This window comes from Methylocystis echinoides (assembly GCF_040687965.1).
GTDB classification, from domain to species: domain Bacteria; phylum Pseudomonadota; class Alphaproteobacteria; order Rhizobiales; family Beijerinckiaceae; genus Methylocystis; species Methylocystis echinoides_A.
In genome coordinates this window covers 2,857,530-2,876,394 of record NZ_CP156084.1, presented here as the reverse complement: position 1 = coordinate 2,876,394, position 18,865 = coordinate 2,857,530, and the positions used below count along the sequence as shown (strand labels likewise).

Sequence of the window (18,865 nt, the reverse complement as noted above, 5' to 3'; positions counted from 1 at the left end):
CTCCATGCTAACCAGCTCAACGAGCAAACGCCAAGGTCAAGCGGCCGTCATACATGGATCGCCCGCCCATAGGCGTCGAGCACGCTCTCGTGCATCGTCTCGGACAGCGTCGGATGCGGGAAGATGGTTTTCATCAGTTCCTCCTCGGTCGTCTCGAGATTCATGGCGATGACGAAGCCCTGAATGAGCTCCGTCGCCTCCGCTCCCACGAGATGCGCGCCGAGCAGGCGCCCCGTCTTCTTGTCGAAAATCGTCTTGACGAGACCCTCTGGCTCGCCGAGCGCGATCGCCTTGCCATTGCCGAGATAGGGGAAGCGGCCGACCCGGATCTCGAAGCCGGCGGCCTTCGCCTTCTCCTCCGTGAGCCCGACAGAAGCGACTTGCGGATGGCAATAGGTGCAGCCGGGAATGAGCGCTCTGTCGAGTGGATGCGCCGGCAGGCCGGCGATCGCCTCGACGCAGGAACCCCCCTCATGTTCGGCCTTGTGCGCCAACATCGGCCCGCCCGCGACGTCGCCAATGGCGTAGACGCCCGGCGCCGACGTCCGGCCGAGGCCGTCGATTTTGATCACGCCCTTTTCCAGCGCCACGCCGGCCGCCTCGAGCCCGAGATTTTCGACATTGGCCACCACGCCCGCCGCGGACAGGACGCGCTCGACCTCCAGCGTCTCCGTCGCGCCATCGGGACCTTTCAGAGTGGCGACGACGCTGTCCGCCTTCCTCTCGAGCCCAGCGACCATCGTCGCCGTCCGTATGGCGACGCCCTGCTTCTCGAAGCTCTTGCGCGCGAGCGCGGCGATTTCCGCATCCTCCGCGGGGAGGATCTGCGGCAGCGCCTCGACCAGCGCGACCTCGACGCCGAAGGTCCGGAAGAAGGAGGCGAATTCCACGCCGATCGCGCCAGCGCCGACGACGAGCAGCGACTTCGGAAAGCGGTCCGGCTTCAATGATTCGAAATAGGTCCAGACCAAGCGCCCGTCCGGTTCGAGGCCGGGCAGGACGCGCGGGCGCGCGCCGGTGGCGATGATGATGTGCTTGGCCTGATAGACGCCCTCCCCCAGCGTCGTCTTGGGGGCCGGGAGTTGCGGCGTGACGGGCGGTTTGGTCGGGGCGCCGACCTTGACGTCGCCCTTGCCGAGAAGCCGCGCCTCGCCCCAGATGACGTCGACCTTGTTCTTCTTCAACAGGAAACCGACCCCGGCGTTGAGCCGCGCCGCCGCCTCGCGCGAACGCGCCACGATGCGCGCGGCGTCAAAGCTCAGGCCGGCGCCCGTGACGCCGAAATGCGCGCCCTCTTTGGCCAGTCGGTAGACTTCCGCCGATCGAAGCAGCGCCTTGGTGGGAATGCACCCCCAATTGAGACAGATGCCGCCGAGGTGCTCGCGTTCGACCACTGCGGTCTTCAGGCCGAGTTGGGCGGCGCGAATCGCCGCGACATAGCCCCCCGGCCCGCCGCCGATGACCAGAACGTCGTAAGCGCCCATCGATGCCTCGCCTGTTGCCGCCGCACGCTGCCGCAGTGTTAGCCGCGCGCACGCGCCTCGTCGAGGCCGCCCTCGCCATTGGGTTCAGAGTCGGGAGCAGAAGGCGGCGCGCCGCCGCCAGCCTTCAAAGTGTGGGGAAGACGCCTGCGTCGGCCGGTGAGTGGGTCTTCGCGAGAGTCGTGAAGACAAGGCGACGCCGGCGCAGGCGCGAGAGGTGTATGAAAAGGGACATGTCCTAATACGGGCGCGGGATGGTGGGCCGGCGCACCGGGACCGGAACCGGCCTCAACACGGGGGCAGGTCCGGGGAGAGCGCGCACGGCGTCCAACACCTTGCCGAGCGCGGCGGCGACCATGCCGCTTTTCTGTTTGCCTTTCATGAGCGTTACTCCTGTCGACCTCCTCTGACAGGTGCAACACTCCAGCCGCTTCTTTTGATCCGCCAAAAATTGGAATAAATCAAAAAAGCGCCCGCCGGGACTCGGCGGACGCTTTCAAAAATCTATTTGTTTCAGCGTGTTACGCAGCCGCCGGCAAGGCCGCCTTGGCCTGCGCGACGATCGCCGCAAAGGCCTCCGGCTGCTCGATAGCAAGCTGGGACAGAACCTTGCGGTCGACGCCGACGCCCGCCTTGGCGAGGCCGTCGATGAAGCGCGAATAGGTCAGGCCGTGCTCGCGCACGGCGGCGTTGAGGCGCTGGATCCACAGAGCGCGGAAGGTGCGCTTCTTGGCCTTGCGATCGCGCGTGGCGTATTGCATCGCGCGGTCGACTGCGGCCTTGGCGGTGCGAATCGTATTCTTGCGGCGGCCATAAAAGCCCTTGGCGGCCTTCAGCGTCTTTTTGTGCTTGGCGTGGGACGTAACGCCCCGTTTCACGCGAGCCATGACGAAACTCCTCGAAATTCTGCGTTAGATTGCGGGACGATCAGCCGTTCGGCAGGAAATATTTCTTGACGTTGTCGCCGTCCGTCTTGAACAGAACATTCGTCCCGCGCAGATTTCGGATCTGCTTGTTCGTGCGCTTGATCATGCCGTGGCGCTTGCCCCGGTGGGCATAGACCACTTTCCCGGTTCCGGTGATCTTGAAGCGCTTCTTGGCGCCGGATTTCGTCTTCAGCTTGGGCATTTTGCTCTCCTGGGCCGCTGGCCCCGTTGTTTTTGACGCGCCCTGGCCTCTGATGGACCTTGCGGGCGCTTTTCGCGCGAGCGAAAAGAACCGCCACGGCAGCCCATCACTGGCCGGGCGGTTCAGAAGCGCCGCATATAGAGGGAAAGCCGCGGCAATTGCAAGAGGCGGTGGACAGACGCCGTTTCGGAGACATATTCAAGTCGACCCCGGCCGGCTGAAGCCGGGCAAGAGGAGCATGACCGAGGGCTTTTTACGATGAATGTCTACGCGCCATTGCCTGCTTCCGTCACGGCCGAATGTCCCGTCAACTCTCACAATGAGTGGGACCCACTCGAGGAAATCATCGTGGGCCGGCTCGAAGGCTCGACGATCCCCTCCGACCATCCCGTCGTGACCTGCAATATTCCCGGCATGGCGGCGCGCGCGCAGGCGCTGGCCGCGGGCTTTCGTTTTCCCAAGTTCATGATCGAGCCGGCCCAGGAAGAGCTCGACAATTTCATCAAGGTTCTCGAATCACTGGGGGTGAAGGTCACCCGGCCGGAGCCCTTCAATCACAAGGCGAAATTTTCGACCCCTTACTGGTCGTCGCGCGGCTTTTGCAATTCCTGCCCGCGCGATTCGATGCTGGTGATCGGCGACGAAATTCTCGAAACGCCGATGGCCTGGCCCTGCCGCTATTTCGAGACCCACTCTTATCGGCCGATTCTGAAGGAGTATTTTCGCCGTGGCGCGCGCTGGACTTCCGCCCCCAAGCCGCAACTGACCGACGAGCTTTTCGACCCGAATTTCAAGCTGCCCGAAAAGGGCGAGCCGATTCGCTACATCCTGACCGAGTTCGAGCCGGTCTTCGACGCGGCCGACTTCTTCCGCTGCGGTCGGGATATTTTCGTCACCCGCTCGAATGTGACCAACGCCATGGGCGTCGACTGGCTGCGGCGCCATCTCGGCGACGGCTATCGCATTCACGAGATCAAGAGCCGCTGCCCCAACCCCATGCATATCGACACGACCATCCTGCCGCTGGGCCCGGGCAAAATCCTGATCAATCCGGAATACATCGATCCGGACGAACTGCCCGACATCTTGAAAAAGTGGGACATTCTCGTCGCGCCGGAGCCAGACCCGATCGAGGACCGCATCCTCAAGATCACCTCCATGTGCGGCAAATGGCTGAGCATGAACATTCTGATGGTCGACGAGAAACGCATGATCGTCGACCCGCATCACACCAAGATGATGCGGCAGGTGGAGAAATGGGGCTTCGAGCCGATCCCGGTCCCCTTCCTGCATTACGCCGCCTTCGGCGGCGCCTTCCATTGCGCGACTCTGGACGTGCGCCGCCGGGGGACGCTTGAGCGCTATTTCTAATTCACGCCGCTCAATCTGAGGCCGATCATCCCGGTGACGATCAGGGCGATCGACGCCAGACGCATCGGGGTGGCCGGCTCGTTGAAAAGATAGACGCCGACGACGGTCACGGCGGCGACGCTGCCGCCCGTCCAGACGGCGTAGGCCGTTCCGGCCGGAATATATTTCACCGCGATCCCGAGACAGCCGACGCTGGCGATCATGAAGAACAGCATGATCACGGTCGGCCACAGCCGCGTAAAGCCTTCGGCGTATTTCATGCCGACGAGCCAGCCGACTTCGCACAGGCTGCCGATCAGAAGAATGATCCAGGCCATTGTAGAAAATCCCCGACGAAACGCTCCCTTGAGGCCTTGTTCGTGTTCCCGCGCTCCGCGTCAAGGCTCTCCGGGCCGCCGGCGCAGGCGCGGCGTTTGAATTTCGCGTGCGCGGACCAAAATAAGCTTTGAGGAGTCGCGCATGAGGAAAATCATTGGCGTCTATCCGCCGCCAGAGACGATGCACTGGGTCGGCGACGGCTTCCCCGTCCATCGGCTGTTCTCCCACGCCGAGCATGGCGCGCGGGTGAGTCCCTTCATTCTCCTGGATTACGCCGGGCCCATGGATTTTGCGCCCACAGACCACAGGCGGGGCGTCGGCCAGCATCCGCATCGAGGTTTCGAGACCGTGACCATCGTCCTCGACGGCGAGGTGGCGCACCGCGATTCAACCGGCGCTGGCGGATTGGTCGGCCCGGGCGACGTCCAGTGGATGACGGCCGGCTCGGGCGTGCTGCACGAGGAATATCATTCGGAGGCCTTCTCACGGCGGGGCGGGCGGCTCGAAATCCTGCAGCTCTGGGTCAATCTGCCGGCGCGGCTGAAAATGGCGGCCCCGCGCTATCAGACCCTCAAAGACTTGGACATTCCGCGCGTCGATCTGCGCAACGACAGCGGGCTCGTCCGGGTGATCGCCGGAGAGTTCGAGGGCGTCAGGGGTCCGGCGCAGACGTCGACGCCGATGAACATCTGGGATGTCCGCCTCGACGCCGGAAAGACAGCCGCCTTCGTTATGCCAGAAGGGCACAATTTGGTCCTCGCGGTGCTCGACGGCCCCGTCGTGATCAACGGCGAGGGCCACGCCCGTTCGGGCGAAACGGTCGTGTTCGACCGCTATGGCGGCGAGGCGATCTTGTCGGCGCAGGCCGACGCCAAGGCGCTCCTGCTCAGCGGCGCGCCGATCGACGAGCCTGTCGAGCAGCAAGGCCCCTTCGTGATGAACACCAAGGAAGAAATCCGGCAGGCGGTCGAAGATTACCGGTCCGGCGGCTTCGGCGCCATCGCCCCCGCGGGCGCGCAAGCGACGGGTTGAATGCTGGCGTTGACGCAGGGCGTGAGCCTGAGCTCCTCGACGGTCGCGGCGAGCGCCGCGAGTTCGACAGGCTTCGTCAGATAGGCGTCGACGCCGGCGCGCCGCGCCGCGCGCGAATCGTCTTCCTGAGCGCTCGCGGTCAGCATGATGATCGGGGTGCGGGAGGCCCGCGCGCGGAACTCGGCGTCCCGTATGCGGCGTGCGGCCTCGCGGCCGTCCAGCTCCGGCATGAACAGATCCATAACAATGAGGTCGTAAGCTTCCGCGCCGCCATCGATGGCGTGCAAGGCCATGGCCAGCGCTTCCGCCCCGTCTCGCGCGCGCGCCGCCCGGGCGCCGAGCTTTTCCAGGCTGCGCGTCAGGATCAGCGCGTTGACGTCGTTGTCCTCCGCGACCAGCACGCTCAGACCGTCGAGCATGGCGATAGGCTCGACCGTTTGGATGGGGGCCTGTTGGCGAACCGTGGCGCGCGCCAGTCGCGCCGCCAGGGAAGCGCGACGCACCGGCTTGACCAGCCAGCCGTCGAAATCACGCAGCGCCGCTTCGCCGAAAGCGCGCCGCTCCAATGGCGAGAAGAGCAGGAAAAGCCGGCCCGCGCCTGCGGCGCGCGCCGCCCTGGCGAGACTGGCGACCGAGTCCGCCCCGAGCGCACAATCGATGATCACGGCGTCGAAAGGTTCCTTTTTCGACAGGCGCAGGCCTGCGTCGGGCGCCGTGGCGACGGTCGCTGAGGCGCCCGACGCCTGGAGCGTCTCGGCGATATAGGGCGCCTCGAACCGGCTTCCGCCCACGATCAGCGCGCTTTGGCCCTGCAAGGGGCGCGAGGCCCCGGTTGCGAGACCGAGGCGCGGCGCCGGCAAGGCGACCGAGAAGGTCGACCCCTCGCTCGACGATTTTGCAAGGAGAAGGGAGCCGCCCATCAGCGCGACGAGCCGCCGTGAGATCGCGAGGCCGAGCCCGGTTCCGCCCTGCCGGCGCGTCGCGGAGGGATCCACCTGCGTGAAATCCTCGAAGATGGCCTCCCGCGCCGCCGCGGGCACGCCCGGGCCCGTGTCGCGCACGTCGATCCGCAGCGTCTCGCCGTCGCGCCACAGCCGCACGCCGACGCCGCCTCGCTCGGTGTAATTCACGGCGTTGCCGACAAGATTGATCAGAACCTGACGCAAACGCGCCGGATCGCCCGTGATCTCGCGCGGGGCATCGGGCGCGACGACGCTCGCGATTTCCAGTCCCTTCGCCTGGGCGCGTGGGGCCAGTAATTCGACGACGCTTTCGACGAGCCCGGCGGGCGCGAAGCTGTCGCGACGCAAGGCGACCCTGCCGGCCTCCAATTTCGAATAATCGAGAATGTCGTCGATCAGTTGAGCGAGCGCCCTGCTCGAGTCGCCGATCGCTTCGACGTAACTCGCCTGCTCGGCGTCGAGCCGGGTCATGCCGAGGAGCTGGGCCAACCCCATGACGCCGTTGAGCGGCGTCCGGATTTCATGACTTACGACCGCAAGAAAGCGCGACTTGGCGACAGTCGCCGCCTCCGCCTTCCTGCGCGCCGCCGCCGCCGCGCGCAACTCCGCGACTTCGATGTCGAGCGCGACGCTGCGCCGATGGGCGCGGAAAGCCACGAACGCGGCGGCCGTCAACAGGACGCCGGCACTGAAGAGGAGAAGGAGGGCCAAAGCGGTCACGCCGCGATTCGTCCCGACGAGAGTCCCGAACGATAGGCGAGCGCCTCGGCAAGATGGGGGCGCGACACTTGGTCTGCGCCGTCGAGATCGGCGATCGTGCGGGCGAGTTTCAAGACCCGATGGAAGCCCCGCGCGGTGAGCGCGAAGCGGTCGGAGGCCTCGCGGATGAGCGCCGCCCCCGGGGCGTCCAGCTCGGCGACGCGTTCGATGACCGCGGCCGGCGCGGCGGCGTTGGTCGTAACGCCCGGGAGGCCCAGCGCGTCAAATCGATCTCGCTGTACGGCGCGGGCATGGGCGACGCGCGCGCCCGCCTCTCTCGATCCCTCGGCGGGCGGCGGCAGGACGAGATCGGCGGCGCTGACGGCCGGCACTTCGATCTGCAGGTCGAAGCGGTCGAGCAGCGGACCCGACAGGCGCGCCTGATACTGGGCGACGCAGCGCTCGTTGGGCTGGCGCCGGCAGGCGTAGCCCGGGTCCCGCCCATGCCCGCAGCGGCAGGGGTTCATCGCCGCGACGAGCTGGAAACGAGCCGGATAGACGGCGCGATGATTGACCCGCGAGACGGCGACTTCTCCCGTCTCGAGCGGCTGTCGCAGACTGTCGAGAACCTGCGGCTGGAACTCCGGCAATTCGTCGAGGAATAGAACGCCGTGGTGGGCAAGCGAGATTTCGCCCGGCCGGGCGTGCGTCCCGCCGCCGACGAGCGCCGCCATCGAGGCCGAATGATGCGGGGAGCGAAAGGGCCGCCGATCGGTCAATTCGCCACCGGCGATCTGCCCCGCCACCGAATGGATCATCGAGACTTCGAGCAGCTCGCGGGGGGTGAGCGGCGGCAGGATCGAGGGCAGCCGGGCCGCCAGCATGGACTTTCCCGCGCCCGGCGGACCACTCATCAAAAGATTGTGTCCGCCCGCGGCGGCAATCTCCAGCGCGCGCTTGGCGCTCTCCTGTCCCTTGATGTCGGCAAGGTCCGGCATGTCGACGGCGCGGGCGCGAATGGCGGGCTCCGGGCGCGCCAGGGCCTGGACGCCCTTGACGTGATTGACGAGTTGAATGAGCGAGCGCGGGGCGAGAACGTCCATGTCGCGCGACGCCCAAGCCGCCTCCGGGCCGCATTCCTTCGGACAGATCAGCCCCTGCCCCCGTGCGTTCGCCGCCACCGCCGCCGGCAGGACGCCAGCGACGGGCGTGAGCGTCCCGTCGAGCGCGAGCTCGCCCAGGACCACGAAGCCCTCGAGCGCATCAGAGGGAATCGCGCCGATCGCCGCCATGACGCCCAATGCGATAGGCAGATCGTAATGACTGCCCTCCTTGGGCATGTCGGCCGGCGCCAGATTGACGGTGATGCGCTTGGCGGGCAATGCGAGGCCGGAGGCGATCAGCGCCGCGCGCACGCGCTCCCGCGACTCGGCCACCGCCTTGTCGCCCAGCCCCACGACGTTGAAGACGACGGCCCCAGGCGAAATCTGCACCTGCACATCGACGGGTCGCGCCTCCACCCCTTCGAAGGCGACCGTCGCCACCCGCACCGCCATGACCGCGCGCTCCTGGAACTGTCGAAAGACGATAGCTTGACCTTAGCCTGAGGCTCTCCCCTCGGCAAGAACAATATGCGAACATAAACCAGCCTGTTCGCCGAGCAGTTGCCGCCGGGACAAAATTGGTTAGGCTCGCGGCATGTCGAACGAGCCCCGGAGGAGGCCCGATGAAAAGGTTTTTCTTGAGCGCCGCGGCGCTGGCTTTCGCCGCGGGCGCGGCTGGCGGGGCGGCGCAGGCGGCGCAATGCGGCAATGGCCCGGGCGGCTTTGAAAACTGGAAGCAAAATTTTGCGCAAGAAGCGCAGGGGCGCGTCGGCCAGGCCGGCATCGCCGCATTGATGAACACGCATTACAACGCCGCGACCATTTCGGCCGACCGGGGTCAGAAGAGCTTCCGACTGTCGCTCGACCAGTTCATGTCGAAACGCGGCGCCTCCGCCATCGTCGCGCGCGGCCGTCAGCTGAAGCGCTCTCAGGGGGCGTTATTTTCGTCGATCCAGCAGCGGTACGGCGTGCCGCCGGGACCGCTCATCGCCATCTGGGGCATGGAGACGGGATTTGGCGCAGTGCACGGCAATCAGCACGCGCTCTCGGCCGTCGCGACCCTCGCCTATGACTGCCGCCGTTCAGATTATTTCACCGATCAGCTCTACGCCGCCCTCAAGCTGATCGACAACGGGACGCTGTCCCCGAACGCGCGCGGCTCCATGCACGGCGAGATCGGCCAGACCCAATTCCTGCCGAAGAACATCCTGAACTATGGCGGCGGCGGCAATCTCGACAACGCCGGGGCGGCGCTGGTCGCGACGGCGAATTTCCTGCATGCCCATGGTTGGCGTCCCGGCGCAGGCTATCAGCCCGGGGAACCCAATTTCGAGGCGATTCAGGCCTGGAACGCCGCCTCGGTCTACCAGCGCGCCATCGCCATTATCGGCCGCCAGATCGACGGCGGAGACGACTAAGAAAAAGAGGCGGTCCCGCTGTGTGACCGCCTCGCCTTCCTTAAAGGAGCGCCTTACTCCGCCGCCGTCCTGTATTTATCCGTATCGTCGTGGTCGTCGTCGCCTTTGCCAGCGGCAGCCTCGTCCTTGGGTTCGCCGGCCGCCTCGCCCTCGTCCGGCGCCGGCGCGTCGGGGTCGTCCGGCAGGTCGAACGTCTGCTGAGGCGACTTGAACGCCGCGGCGGCCGTCGAAATTTGCGGCGGCGGAGTCCGGCGGCGATGGATCAGGTAGATCACAAAGGCCGCGATGACTCCCAGACCCATGGTCAGATAGACGGGAAGGTCGCGGAAAAAGGTCCGGTCCACCGAGAAGGGGAAGCGGGACACCCAGCGCTCGCCGTGGTCGCCCGTGACGGTCACGATGCCGACGAAATAGCCGCCCTCTTTGAAGTTGTGCTCGAAATTAACCGTCCCGGTCGGGTAGCTCTTGGGCGGCTGGTAGGCCACGGTGACCGCCTCGAGGTTCTCGCTCTCCTTGTCCTCGCCGCCGACGTCCTTGACGATTCGCAACTCGATTTTCATGTCGCGCAGTTCGTCCTGCTCGGCGTCGAGCACCATGATCATCGGTCCCGTGGAGGGAATGTCCTCGCAGAACTCGTTCTTCGAGGCCTCCGGCAGATAACCGGTGAAGTTCATGGTGTCCGGCCCGATGAACAGGCGGCAGCGCCCCTCGGCCGCACCGAGCCGGCCATGCGCCTGGGCCGGGACCGCCGAAAAACCGGCGACGGCGGCGAGCGCCGCGGCGATTGCCAAGCGCTTGAGGGGCCTCATGTAAAGCAACAAAGTTGAACCGTCGCCACTCATGCTGTCCTCCTGGTCTCCGTGTGACAAGGACACGCGACTCTCAGGATAAATTGGTTGAGCGCCGCCCGTCCGCGGAGCGCGCGACGCCATTTGGTCGATGTTAGCGTATTCCCCTCGTACAGCAAGGGTGCGACAATCGGTCATCTATGCGGCTTTGCAGCATGCCGCGCAGTCGCCGTGGCGGCTCCAGAGGGGCTGTGGGTCGGCCTCATCGAGCGACGCACGGGCGCCCGCCGCGAGGTCGAAACGCCCTTCGCAACTGCGAAAAGCCGCAAGCCGAAAGCGTGACCTCGGCGCGCCGCGGGCCGCCGACCCGCCGCAGGGACGTCTTTTTCCCGCCGTTAAGCAAGGCGCCACCTTAACAAGAGTTCATCCGCGCCCGCCTTGCCACCCAATTCGGGCCAAGCCATATTGCTGGAAGCCATAATGGTTGAGGCCACGAGCGAGGGCGAGTCCGCACGCGCGTAAGGCCTCGGAGATCGAGAGGATCGCTATGTCTCACTACGACCGCAACTCGAGCTTCGGCTACGGCCGCGGGGTCGCCCGGTCGACCACGGCCGAGATCGACGAGGGCCTGCGCGCTTACATGCTCGGCGTCTATAATTACATGACGCTCGGCCTCGCCGTGACGGGCCTTGTCGCGCTCGGCACCTTCATGCTGGCGAATCCGCAGTTCGTCGGCGGCAAGCTGGTGGCGCTGTCGCCCTTCGGGCAGATGCTCTACACTACGCCGCTGCGCTGGCTCGTCATCCTGTCGCCCCTCGCCTTCGTCTTCATGATCGGCGCGCGCGCCAACACCATGTCGGCGGCGACGGCGCGGAACCTGTTTCTCGCCTTTTCGGCGGTGATGGGCCTGTCGATGTCCTCGCTGTTGCTGGTGTTCACCGGCGCCTCGATCGCCCGCGTGTTCTTCATCACGGCGGCGGCCTTCGGGGGCCTGAGCCTCTACGGCTATATGACGAAGCGCGATCTGTCGGCTTTCGGCTCCTTCCTCGTGATGGGCGTCTGGGGTCTCGTCATCGCCGGCCTGGTCAATCTGTTCCTGCAGTCGAGCGGCCTCCAGTTCGCCCTCTCCATCCTGTCGGTTCTGATCTTCTCGGGCCTCACCGCCTGGGATACGCAGAACATCAAAGACATGTATTACGAGGGCGACGGCTACGAAGTTGCGCAGAAGAAGAGCGTCTTCGGCGCGCTTTCGCTCTATCTGGACTTCATCAACATGTTCCAGTCGCTGCTGTTCCTGTTCGGTCAGCGCAACGACTAAGGGCGCAACGACTAAGCGTCATCGTCGAAGCTTGGAAAAAGCCCCGCCCCGCGGGGCTTTTTTTGTCGCCTATTCGGCGCCGACGAGCCTCAGGCCGCGGTCGAGCGCGCGCAGGACGCGCGACAGATCATGACCGCGCCGCATGACGAGGCCGGAGGCGGCGACGACGGCATAGGCTCCCTGTTTGCGCGCGAGCTCGGGATCTTTCTCGACCCGGTAGAGCGGCGCCTCGCTGGAGCGCCGAAAAATCGAAAAAACCGCTTTGGCCGGCGTGAAATCCAGGGCGTAATCCCGCCATTCGCCGGCGGCGACCTTGGCGCCGTAGAGGTTGAACAAAAGGTTCAGCTCGCGGCGGTCGAAGGAGACCGGAGCGGCCACCCGGGCTTGTGACCTCGCTTGATCGCCCTGCCCTGCATGGCCCGAGCCGGCCACGACAACGAAGGCTGGGCGAGAACGACTCGGCTCCGTCGTCTCCGACTCCGCCATGAAGCATCTCCCGCTGTGTTCTGTCATGTTTGCGCGATGACGGCCTCAGGGCAAGCCCCCTTTGTCAGGAGAGCGTCACAATATGCCGCTTAGCGCGCATAAGCTTGGCTGTAACAATGAAAATTCACAATTCCGCCTGCATTGGGCCCCTTGCATGTCAAACGCCTTGGACAATATTTTCTCTCATTGCCGCGACAGGTCTGGACGCGCTTTTCCGGTTTTCGTCAGCCCCCCAGCCCCCCGGGATCGTGCGGTTCAGACCATAAAATGTCGTAGCGATGGACGGGTCGGCCGGGAGAAATCCCGAGCCGACCTTGTCTTTTGGGGGCTCTTGTATTTCGCCGGCGAATGACGAACTTGGAAAGCGCGGCTGCACGGCCGCTCCCATTCGCAATTTGATCGAAGGCTCCACGGGAGCCGATTCGCATTTTGGAGACCTCATGACGAACGACGCTGCCACCGAAGCGCCGCAAGCCGCCCAATTCGGCTTTGAAGCGGATGTCGCGCAGCTTCTGGAACTGATGACGCACTCCGTCTATTCGGAGCGCGAGGTGTTTTTGCGCGAGTTGATTTCGAACGCCGCGGACGCCTGCGAAAAGCTGCGCTATGAGTCGCTCTCGAACGAAAAGCTCGCCGCTGACGCCGGCGCGCCCCTCATCATCCTTACGCTCGACAAGGAGAAGCGGCGGCTGACGGTTGCCGATAATGGCGTCGGCATGTCCCGCGAGGAGCTCATCAGCGCCTTGGGCGCCATCGCCAATTCGGGCACCCGCGCCTTTCTCGAGAGGCTCGGCAAAGACGGGGCGGCGGAGGGTTCGTCGCTGATCGGTCGCTTTGGCGTCGGCTTCTATTCCGTGTTCATGGTCGCCGATCTCGTCGAGGTGGAGACGCGCCGGGCCGGCGAGAGCGAAGCCTGGCTGTGGTCCTCGCCGGGCAAGGGAACCTATTCGATCGCGCCGCTGCCGCTTTCGGACGCGCCGCAGGTCGGGTCGCGCGTCACGCTCCATCTCAACGCCGAGAGCGACGAATTTCTCGAGCCCTGGCGAATCGAAAGCGTCGTTCGCGAGCACTCGGGCGCCGTCTCGACTCCGATCGACCTCATCGAGGAGCCGGGCAAGGAGCCGCGGCGCATCGCCGATGGCGTGGCGCTCTGGACCAAGCCCAAGTCCGAGATCACGAACGAGCAATATACGGACTTCTACCGGCAGCTCGCCGGCGCCTTCGACGAGCCGGCGCTCGTCGCGCATTGGCGCGCGGAAGGGCGCATGGAATATACGGTGCTCGCCTTCGTGCCGGGCGCGCGGCCTTTCGACCTGTTCGAGCCGAGCCGCAAGAGCATGTCGAAGCTCTACGTGCGCCGCGTGCTGATCTCGCGTGACGTCGAACTCCTGCCGGCGTGGCTGCGATTCGTGCGGCTCGTCGTCGACAGCGCCGACATTCCGCTCAATGTCTCGCGCGAGATGGTGCAAAAAAGCCCCGTCCTCGCCGCGATCGGCAAGGCGGTCGCGACGCGACTGCTGCAGGACCTCGGCAAGCTCGCCGAGAACGAGCCCGAGAAATTCGCCTCCGTCTGGGAGAATTTCGGCGCGGTCATCAAGGAAGGCCTGCACGAGGACCCGAGCCGCCGCGACGGCATTTTCGAGATCGCGCGGTTTGCTTCGACCAAGGCTGAGGGCAAGACGCGCACGCTCAAGGACTATGTCGCTGATCTGCGCGAAAATCAGACGGCCATTTATTACATCACCGGCGACGACGCCAAGCGCCTCGCCACGAGCCCGCAGCTCGAAGGCTTCCGCGCAAGGAGCGTCGAAGTGCTGTTGCTCGACGACGCGGTCGACGCCTTCTGGGTGACGAGCGCGCTCGGTTTCGACGGCAAGCCGTTCAAATCGGTGACGCAGGGACAGGCGGACATTGATCTCATCCCGCTCGCCGAAGAGGCGAGGACGGACGAGGCGCCGCAGGCCGAAAACATCGGCGATCTGGTCGGGGCGCTCAAGGAGACGCTCACGGACGAGGTCGAGGACGTGCGCATCTCGACGCGCCTGACCGAAAGCGCCGCCTGTCTCGTCGCTTCCGAGAAGGGGCTCGACCGGCAACTGGCGCGGATTCTCGCGGAAAGCGGGCAGAAGTCCATGCTCGGCAAGCCCATACTGGAGATCAACGCCAAGCATCCGGCCGTCGCCGCGCTCGCCGCGAGCTTGCGCGAGACGGGCCGCGACGGCGCCGCGGACGGGATGCATCTGCTGTTCGATCTGGCGCGCGTCGCCGACGGCGAACCGCCGGTCGACCCGGCCGCCTTCGCCCGCCGCCTGAGCGCCCTCATCGCCAGGAGCGCGTAAGCGAAAGTGACCGCCGCCCCCGCAAAGGCCCAGACCCGCTCTCCTTCCCGCGCCGACGCGCTTGCGCGCGTCGCCGCCGCTCTCGTCGAGAGCGGGGTAGAGGCGGCGCAGGCGCAGGAGGAGTCACGGCTCCTGCTGCGCGCGGCCGCCGGATTGACGAGGCTCGAGCTGACGATGTCGCCGGATGCGCCGCTGACCGACGAGCAATCGCAACGGCTCTCCTCTTACGCAGCCCGCCGGGCGGCGCGGGAGCCGGTCTCGCGCATTTTGGGCGCGCGGGGGTTCTGGACGCTCGATCTCGCCGTCGCCCCCAATGTGCTCGATCCACGCCCGGACACGGAGACGCTGGTCGAGACGACGCTCGCGCTGATCGAGAATCGCGACGCGCCGTTCTCGATCTTGGATCTCGGCGCCGGCTCGGGCGCAATTCTCTGCGCGCTGCTCAGCGAAATGCCGGGCGCGTTCGGCGTCGCCGTCGACCTTTCGCCGGACGCCTGCGCCGCCACGCGCGCGAATCTGACGCGCTGCGGCTTGAATGCGCGGGCGCAGGTGGTGCGCGGCCGCTGGGGCGCTGCGCTGAACGGGCCCTTCGACGTCATTGTCTCGAACCCGCCCTATATTCGCGCCGGCGATCTCGCGACGCTCGACCCGGAGGTGCGCCTCCACGATCCCGCGCTCGCGCTCGATGGCGGCGCCGACGGTCTTGCCTGTTATCGCGACATTGTCGCCGACCTCGGGCGCCTGCTGGCCCCTGACGGCCTCGTCGCCTTCGAAGTCGGCTTCGATCAGGCGGCGAGCGTCGCCGCCCTGCTCGGCGCCTCGGGTTTCGCCGTCGCCCGCATCGCGCGGGACGCCGGCGGCCATCAGCGCGTCGTGGCGGCCAGGCCCGTGCAGCCGAGGTCGTGACATATTCGCTACAGTGCTCGGTTTTTCTCCGCATCAATGCGACGCCGCACTTGGCGCAGGGGGGTCAAGCCACTATAGTCTTTGTAAATACAGCTGACCGACATTCGAGATGAGGATCTCGATTATTTGCGGGTCCGCCTCGCAAGCGGAAACCCCGGCAAGGCCGGCAAGGGCTGGCGTGTAAGCTGCATGATCCCGGTGGATTAAGGCGACGGTGATTGTCGTCGCGCGCGTCCCTTGAAGATGCGCGACCGTTGAAATCCGCCGGCTGCATCGGACGATCGAGTCGAGGCGATGTCGAACGTCGACTGATGAGAATCGCGCAGCCAAAGACGGCAGATTTGAACGGGCGCGGCCAGGCGCCCTTGTAAGCAATCCGTCCGAGTGCGCGGCCGCGAATGGCCGCCGGCCGGGCGATTATCCTTCGGCGGGAAGGAGCGGCGCGTCGCGGACGCGGCCTTAGCGTCATTTGCGCCTGTAGCGCGCGAAGCTTTCGGGGGAGTGGATGAGACCAGGACAGAACAAGCGCATGCGGGGGCGCAGCGGCCGCAAGGGCCCGAACCCGCTCACCCGTTCTTATGAGTCGAATGGTCCTGACGTAAAGATTCGCGGCACGGCCCAGCACATCGCCGAGAAGTATCTGCAGCTCGCCCGCGACGCGCAGTCGTCCGGCGACACGATCATGGCGGAAAGCCTGCTTCAGCACGCCGAGCATTATTTCCGCCTCATCGCTGCGGCTCAGCAGGCGCAGCAGCAGGCGAACGGCTTCGGCCGCCCGCCGGTCGAGGCGGAGATCGAGGTGGAGGAGGACGACGATTTCGCCGCCCTGCCCGATCGCTTCGCGCCGCTCTCGGAGCGCTTGCCCCAGCCGGTCTATCAGCCGCAGCCCTATAATCAGCCGCAGCCTCAGCCGCATTTCGCGCAGCCGCAACCCCAGCCGCAGCCCTATGAGGAGCGGCCCATCGGCGAAATGCGCGGGGAGCGGCCCGAACGCATGGAGCGGCCGGAGCGCGGCGAACGCCCGCCGCGGCCGGAGCGGCCTCCCTTCCGTGAGCGCGGCGGCGAAGGCGAGCAGCAGCCGCGCCGCGGCTTCCGCGAGCGCCGCTTTCAGCGGCCGGAGACGAGCGACGAGCCGGCGCCGACATTGCCGTCCTTTATCACCGCCCCGCCCGCGCGCGGCGCGGCCGGCCCCGGCGAGACGGAGGCCGTCGACGTGGCCTTCGCTCCCGCCGAGCGCCCGCAGGCCCGCGAGCACGAGGGGGTGAATTTCCACCTGAGTTCGCGCCGTCGGCGCCGCCCGCGCCAGCAGGTCGAGGAAGCGGCCGGCGAGGTCCGGGAGGAGGCGCCGCAGGCGACCGAGCTTCCCTTCGAGCCGGATCGTTTCTGATAGATAAAATCGATGAGAGCCGCCCCTTGGGGCGGCTCTTTCGTTTCAGAGCAGCGTCAGCGCGTCGCCTTGGGCGATGCGGCCGCCGGTCTCGATTCGCGCGTAGACGCCGCAATCGATGTGGCCGAAGGTCTTGCGCAGCGTCTGCACCAGATCCATGTCGCGCCGGCCCGTGCCCGGCTCGACGCCCGTCGCGGCGCAGCGATCGGTCATCTTCAGGACGGCGAGGGTCACGCCGCCGATCTGCAGCCGGCGACCGGGCCACTCGGCTTCCGCCCAAGGCTCCGCCCCCTCGACGTAAAGATTGCCGCGAAAGCGCAGCGGATCGACCGGCGCGCCCTGCGCCGCTTCGATCGCGGCGACGCTCGACAGATTGATGAGCGAGACGAAGCCCGAGGCCGAATCGGTGAAGCGGAAGCCCTCGGGCGCTTCGAGGAGTTTGACCGGGCCGCGAATGTCCGCCCCGAGATAATCGGTCAGGAAAGCCTCGATCACGGCGCGGCCCTCGGGCCGCCGCAGATCGCCCCGCGCGACGTCGCGCCCATCCTGTTCGATGGTCAACACGCCGGAAGCCTCATCGTATCGAGTCGCAAGTCCGGCGAGCGCGCCTTGCCTCATGAGCATGAGAAACTTGATTTTGGGCTGATGCGCCGGCGCGGTCGGATCAAAGCCCGAGGGTCCGTTCTCCAGCGCGAACAGCCGGTCGCAGGGGAAGTAGCCGCCGGTCGGAAGATCGGCCGACGGGAGCGGCTCGGGCGAGAGGCCCTTAACGGGATAACGGTAGAGACGAGCGAGGCGCATGGCGGCTCCAAGGGCTGCGACAGCTGGCGCCTCATGGCCGGTAGCGGACGCTATTTGTCAAGCCGGCTAGCGTGTGGTTTGCCGATGCGCCATCCCGCCTGATCCATTTCAACGGTTAGCGGATTTTGGGGCCTTTAGTGAACCGTCTCCCGTCACCGCCTCGTGACCCCTGCTAGGGGCCCTGGCATAATGGCCCACCACTCCCTTTCTTCAGGCTCCGGTGCGGTGCGCAGCGGCGGGCTGGACGTTCGGCCCCCTCTCAGGGGATGTAAGTTCTGCATCTTTGACGACGGCCGCGCCTGCGGCTGTTGCCAATTTGTTCCGACTCAGCTAGTCATAGTAAATGGCAAGATGCACAGCACCAGTAGAAGGCCATCGCTCAGCGAGCGCTGCAGCGGCCTGCCCTGCATGCCGTGGCCGCTATGGCCGCTACAGCGGCTACGGGTCGTACTCGCCCCCTTCCTATTCTGCAACGGCGATCAGCGGGGGCGGCCGGAGCAGCGGCGGCGGATCCAGCGGCAGCGCAAAGCCGCGCTGGTCGCGACCCGGTTCGTCCGTGGTGTACACGGTTGCCGAGGTGCGAGCGCTCTCGCCGGTCCGCGAGGGAGTCGAGAAGCGAGCGTCCCTTGACCTTCGGGACATCTTTCTCTGCCATGCGTGGGACGACCGGCAGGGGCCCGCCAAGGAGCTGCACGATCTGCTTGAGTCGCTCGGGGTCAAGGTTTGGTTCAGCGAGAAGGACGTTGGCCTTGGTACCCCGTTGCTCCGCGCCATCGACAAGGGCTTGGCCAATTCGCGGATTGGGATCGTGCTGGTGACCCCTGCGCTGCTGCGCCGCCTCCCAACCGAAGGCATCGCCGACAAAGAACTTTCGGCGCTCCTCGCGGGTGAGCGGCTCGTTCCCATCGTGCATAACACTACGTATGAAGCTCTTCGCGAGGTCAGCCCTCTGCTGGCCTCGCGGAGCGGCCTGAGCACCGCAGAACAGCCGATGGCAGAAGTCGCGAGCAAGCTCGCCGAGCTAGTCACCCTCTAGCTCTATTGCCGGGGTGGCCGGCCCAACGACGCACAAGCTGGTGAATAATTCTTGATGCACCATGCAAATACCCTGGCACGGCGACCCGGTGATTGCCCCCGCGTCGGCGACTCGGACCCGCCCGCCGGGCAGCGGCTGAAGCGATTGCCGCGCAAGCCTGGGCCACGCCGCTTTGTCGCGGCCTTTTGTCCCAGCCACGCTCCGGCGCGCCGCCCTCTTTAACGCCATCGAAGCCTCCCCATATCGGACCCGAGGGCCGCCGCAAGGGGCCGAGATTCCATGACTGAGGCGC

18 protein-coding genes are annotated in these 18,865 nt (G+C 66.1%); 8 read left to right on the top strand and 10 right to left on the bottom strand.

What is annotated here, in order from left to right; genetic code table 11:
* Window positions 1-47: 47 nt before the first annotated feature.
* The 4 genes from lpdA to rpmI form a co-directional block, all read right to left on the bottom strand.
* Complete coding sequence (lpdA, locus tag RVU70_RS14105) at window positions 48-1,484, bottom strand: dihydrolipoyl dehydrogenase (RefSeq protein WP_363347335.1); 1,437 nt, start codon at window positions 1,482-1,484, stop codon at window positions 48-50.
* A 235-nt stretch (window positions 1,485-1,719) separates the two neighbouring features.
* On the bottom strand, window positions 1,720-1,863 hold the full coding sequence (locus tag RVU70_RS14100) for a hypothetical protein (protein WP_363347333.1): 144 nt from the start codon (window positions 1,861-1,863) through the stop codon (window positions 1,720-1,722).
* 139 nt (window positions 1,864-2,002) lie between these two features.
* Window positions 2,003-2,368: a 50S ribosomal protein L20 gene (gene rplT / locus RVU70_RS14095; RefSeq protein WP_363347331.1), complete on the bottom strand. Its 366-nt coding sequence runs from the start codon at window positions 2,366-2,368 to the stop codon at window positions 2,003-2,005.
* A gap of 40 nt (window positions 2,369-2,408) precedes the next feature.
* Window positions 2,409-2,609 (bottom strand): 50S ribosomal protein L35, encoded by a 201-nt coding sequence (gene rpmI, locus RVU70_RS14090; protein WP_363347329.1) that lies wholly within the window; start codon window positions 2,607-2,609, stop codon window positions 2,409-2,411.
* 258 nt (window positions 2,610-2,867) lie between these two features.
* Here rpmI and RVU70_RS14085 point away from each other — a divergent pair, with 258 nt between their 5' ends.
* Window positions 2,868-3,980 (top strand): amidinotransferase, encoded by a 1,113-nt coding sequence (locus tag RVU70_RS14085; protein ID WP_363347327.1) that lies wholly within the window; start codon window positions 2,868-2,870, stop codon window positions 3,978-3,980.
* Here the strand turns inward: RVU70_RS14085 and RVU70_RS14080 are convergent.
* Entirely contained in the window at window positions 3,977-4,297 is a 321-nt protein-coding gene (locus RVU70_RS14080) for a multidrug efflux SMR transporter (RefSeq protein ID WP_363347325.1), read from the bottom strand. The two genes, RVU70_RS14085 and RVU70_RS14080, sit on opposite strands and share 4 nt — an antisense overlap.
* A 142-nt stretch (window positions 4,298-4,439) precedes the next feature.
* Here RVU70_RS14080 and RVU70_RS14075 point away from each other — a divergent pair, with 142 nt between their 5' ends.
* Window positions 4,440-5,330: a pirin family protein gene (locus RVU70_RS14075; protein ID WP_363347323.1), complete on the top strand. Its 891-nt coding sequence runs from the start codon at window positions 4,440-4,442 to the stop codon at window positions 5,328-5,330.
* Here RVU70_RS14075 and RVU70_RS14070 read toward each other — a convergent pair.
* Both RVU70_RS14070 and RVU70_RS14065 read right to left on the bottom strand, forming a co-directional pair.
* The gene (locus RVU70_RS14070) at window positions 5,273-7,012 is read right to left on the bottom strand and encodes an ATP-binding protein (protein ID WP_363347321.1); all 1,740 of its coding nucleotides are present in this window, start codon (window positions 7,010-7,012) and stop codon (window positions 5,273-5,275) included. The genes RVU70_RS14075 and RVU70_RS14070 overlap by 58 nt on opposite strands.
* A complete protein-coding gene (locus RVU70_RS14065) occupies window positions 7,009-8,547 on the bottom strand; it encodes a YifB family Mg chelatase-like AAA ATPase (protein WP_363347319.1) in 1,539 nt (512 codons plus the stop codon). Before RVU70_RS14065 ends, RVU70_RS14070 begins: the two co-directional genes overlap by 4 nt.
* Before the next feature lie 170 nt (window positions 8,548-8,717).
* Here RVU70_RS14065 and RVU70_RS14060 point away from each other — a divergent pair, with 170 nt between their 5' ends.
* Window positions 8,718-9,512 carry a lytic murein transglycosylase gene (locus RVU70_RS14060; RefSeq protein WP_363347317.1) on the top strand — a complete coding sequence of 265 codons (795 nt, stop codon included), beginning with the start codon at window positions 8,718-8,720 and terminating at the stop codon, window positions 9,510-9,512.
* A gap of 53 nt (window positions 9,513-9,565) precedes the next feature.
* Here RVU70_RS14060 and RVU70_RS14055 read toward each other — a convergent pair whose 3' ends face one another.
* Window positions 9,566-10,354: a hypothetical protein gene (locus RVU70_RS14055; RefSeq protein ID WP_363347315.1), complete on the bottom strand. Its 789-nt coding sequence runs from the start codon at window positions 10,352-10,354 to the stop codon at window positions 9,566-9,568.
* A 493-nt stretch (window positions 10,355-10,847) separates the two neighbouring features.
* Between RVU70_RS14055 and RVU70_RS14050 the strand changes: the two genes are divergently transcribed.
* On the top strand, window positions 10,848-11,618 hold the full coding sequence (locus tag RVU70_RS14050) for a Bax inhibitor-1/YccA family protein (protein WP_363347313.1): 771 nt from the start codon (window positions 10,848-10,850) through the stop codon (window positions 11,616-11,618).
* A 69-nt stretch (window positions 11,619-11,687) separates the two neighbouring features.
* Here the strand turns inward: RVU70_RS14050 and RVU70_RS14045 are convergent, their stop codons facing one another.
* Window positions 11,688-12,104, bottom strand: a complete 417-nt coding sequence (locus tag RVU70_RS14045; RefSeq protein WP_363347311.1) for a DUF2794 domain-containing protein — start codon at window positions 12,102-12,104, stop codon at window positions 11,688-11,690.
* Window positions 12,105-12,544: 440 nt separating this feature from the next.
* Between RVU70_RS14045 and htpG the strand changes: the two genes are divergently transcribed.
* The 3 genes from htpG (at window position 12,545) to RVU70_RS14030 (ending at window position 16,736) form a co-directional block, all read left to right on the top strand.
* A complete protein-coding gene (htpG, locus tag RVU70_RS14040; protein WP_363347309.1) occupies window positions 12,545-14,443 on the top strand; it encodes a molecular chaperone HtpG in 1,899 nt (632 codons plus the stop codon).
* A 6-nt stretch (window positions 14,444-14,449) separates the two neighbouring features.
* Window positions 14,450-15,349 (top strand): peptide chain release factor N(5)-glutamine methyltransferase, encoded by a 900-nt coding sequence (gene prmC / locus RVU70_RS14035; protein ID WP_363347307.1) that lies wholly within the window; start codon window positions 14,450-14,452, stop codon window positions 15,347-15,349.
* A 505-nt stretch (window positions 15,350-15,854) separates the two neighbouring features.
* Complete coding sequence (locus RVU70_RS14030; protein ID WP_363347305.1) at window positions 15,855-16,736, top strand: DUF4167 domain-containing protein; 882 nt, start codon at window positions 15,855-15,857, stop codon at window positions 16,734-16,736.
* Between the two features lie 45 nt (window positions 16,737-16,781).
* On the opposite strand, the gene RVU70_RS14025 is transcribed toward RVU70_RS14030, so the two are convergent.
* Entirely contained in the window at window positions 16,782-17,537 is a 756-nt protein-coding gene (locus RVU70_RS14025) for an MOSC domain-containing protein (RefSeq protein WP_363347303.1), read from the bottom strand.
* Window positions 17,538-17,880: 343 nt separating this feature from the next.
* Between RVU70_RS14025 and RVU70_RS14020 the strand changes: the two genes are divergently transcribed.
* Window positions 17,881-18,573 (top strand): toll/interleukin-1 receptor domain-containing protein, encoded by a 693-nt coding sequence (locus RVU70_RS14020; protein ID WP_363347301.1) that lies wholly within the window; start codon window positions 17,881-17,883, stop codon window positions 18,571-18,573.
* Window positions 18,574-18,865: the final 292 nt, after the last annotated feature.

Excerpts from the sequence above, each read along its gene's own strand:
- htpG (WP_363347309.1), top strand. The coding sequence starts at position 12,545 with ATGACGAACGACGCTGCCACCGAAGCGCCGCAAGCCGCCCAATTCGGC.
- RVU70_RS14065 (WP_363347319.1), bottom strand. The coding sequence starts at position 8,547 with ATGGCGGTGCGGGTGGCGACGGTCGCCTTCGAAGGGGTGGAGGCGCGA.
- RVU70_RS14025 (WP_363347303.1), bottom strand. The coding sequence starts at position 17,537 with ATGCGCCTCGCTCGTCTCTACCGTTATCCCGTTAAGGGCCTCTCGCCC.
- RVU70_RS14060 (WP_363347317.1), top strand. The coding sequence starts at position 8,718 with ATGAAAAGGTTTTTCTTGAGCGCCGCGGCGCTGGCTTTCGCCGCGGGC.
- rplT (WP_363347331.1), bottom strand. The coding sequence starts at position 2,368 with ATGGCTCGCGTGAAACGGGGCGTTACGTCCCACGCCAAGCACAAAAAG.
- RVU70_RS14020 (WP_363347301.1), top strand. The coding sequence starts at position 17,881 with ATGGCAAGATGCACAGCACCAGTAGAAGGCCATCGCTCAGCGAGCGCT.
- RVU70_RS14045 (WP_363347311.1), bottom strand. The coding sequence starts at position 12,104 with ATGGCGGAGTCGGAGACGACGGAGCCGAGTCGTTCTCGCCCAGCCTTC.
- RVU70_RS14055 (WP_363347315.1), bottom strand. The coding sequence starts at position 10,354 with ATGAGTGGCGACGGTTCAACTTTGTTGCTTTACATGAGGCCCCTCAAG.
- RVU70_RS14085 (WP_363347327.1), top strand. The coding sequence starts at position 2,868 with ATGAATGTCTACGCGCCATTGCCTGCTTCCGTCACGGCCGAATGTCCC.
- rpmI (WP_363347329.1), bottom strand. The coding sequence starts at position 2,609 with ATGCCCAAGCTGAAGACGAAATCCGGCGCCAAGAAGCGCTTCAAGATC.
- RVU70_RS14100 (WP_363347333.1), bottom strand. The coding sequence starts at position 1,863 with ATGAAAGGCAAACAGAAAAGCGGCATGGTCGCCGCCGCGCTCGGCAAG.
- lpdA (WP_363347335.1), bottom strand. The coding sequence starts at position 1,484 with ATGGGCGCTTACGACGTTCTGGTCATCGGCGGCGGGCCGGGGGGCTAT.
- RVU70_RS14080 (WP_363347325.1), bottom strand. The coding sequence starts at position 4,297 with ATGGCCTGGATCATTCTTCTGATCGGCAGCCTGTGCGAAGTCGGCTGG.
- RVU70_RS14030 (WP_363347305.1), top strand. The coding sequence starts at position 15,855 with ATGAGACCAGGACAGAACAAGCGCATGCGGGGGCGCAGCGGCCGCAAG.
- RVU70_RS14050 (WP_363347313.1), top strand. The coding sequence starts at position 10,848 with ATGTCTCACTACGACCGCAACTCGAGCTTCGGCTACGGCCGCGGGGTC.
- RVU70_RS14075 (WP_363347323.1), top strand. The coding sequence starts at position 4,440 with ATGAGGAAAATCATTGGCGTCTATCCGCCGCCAGAGACGATGCACTGG.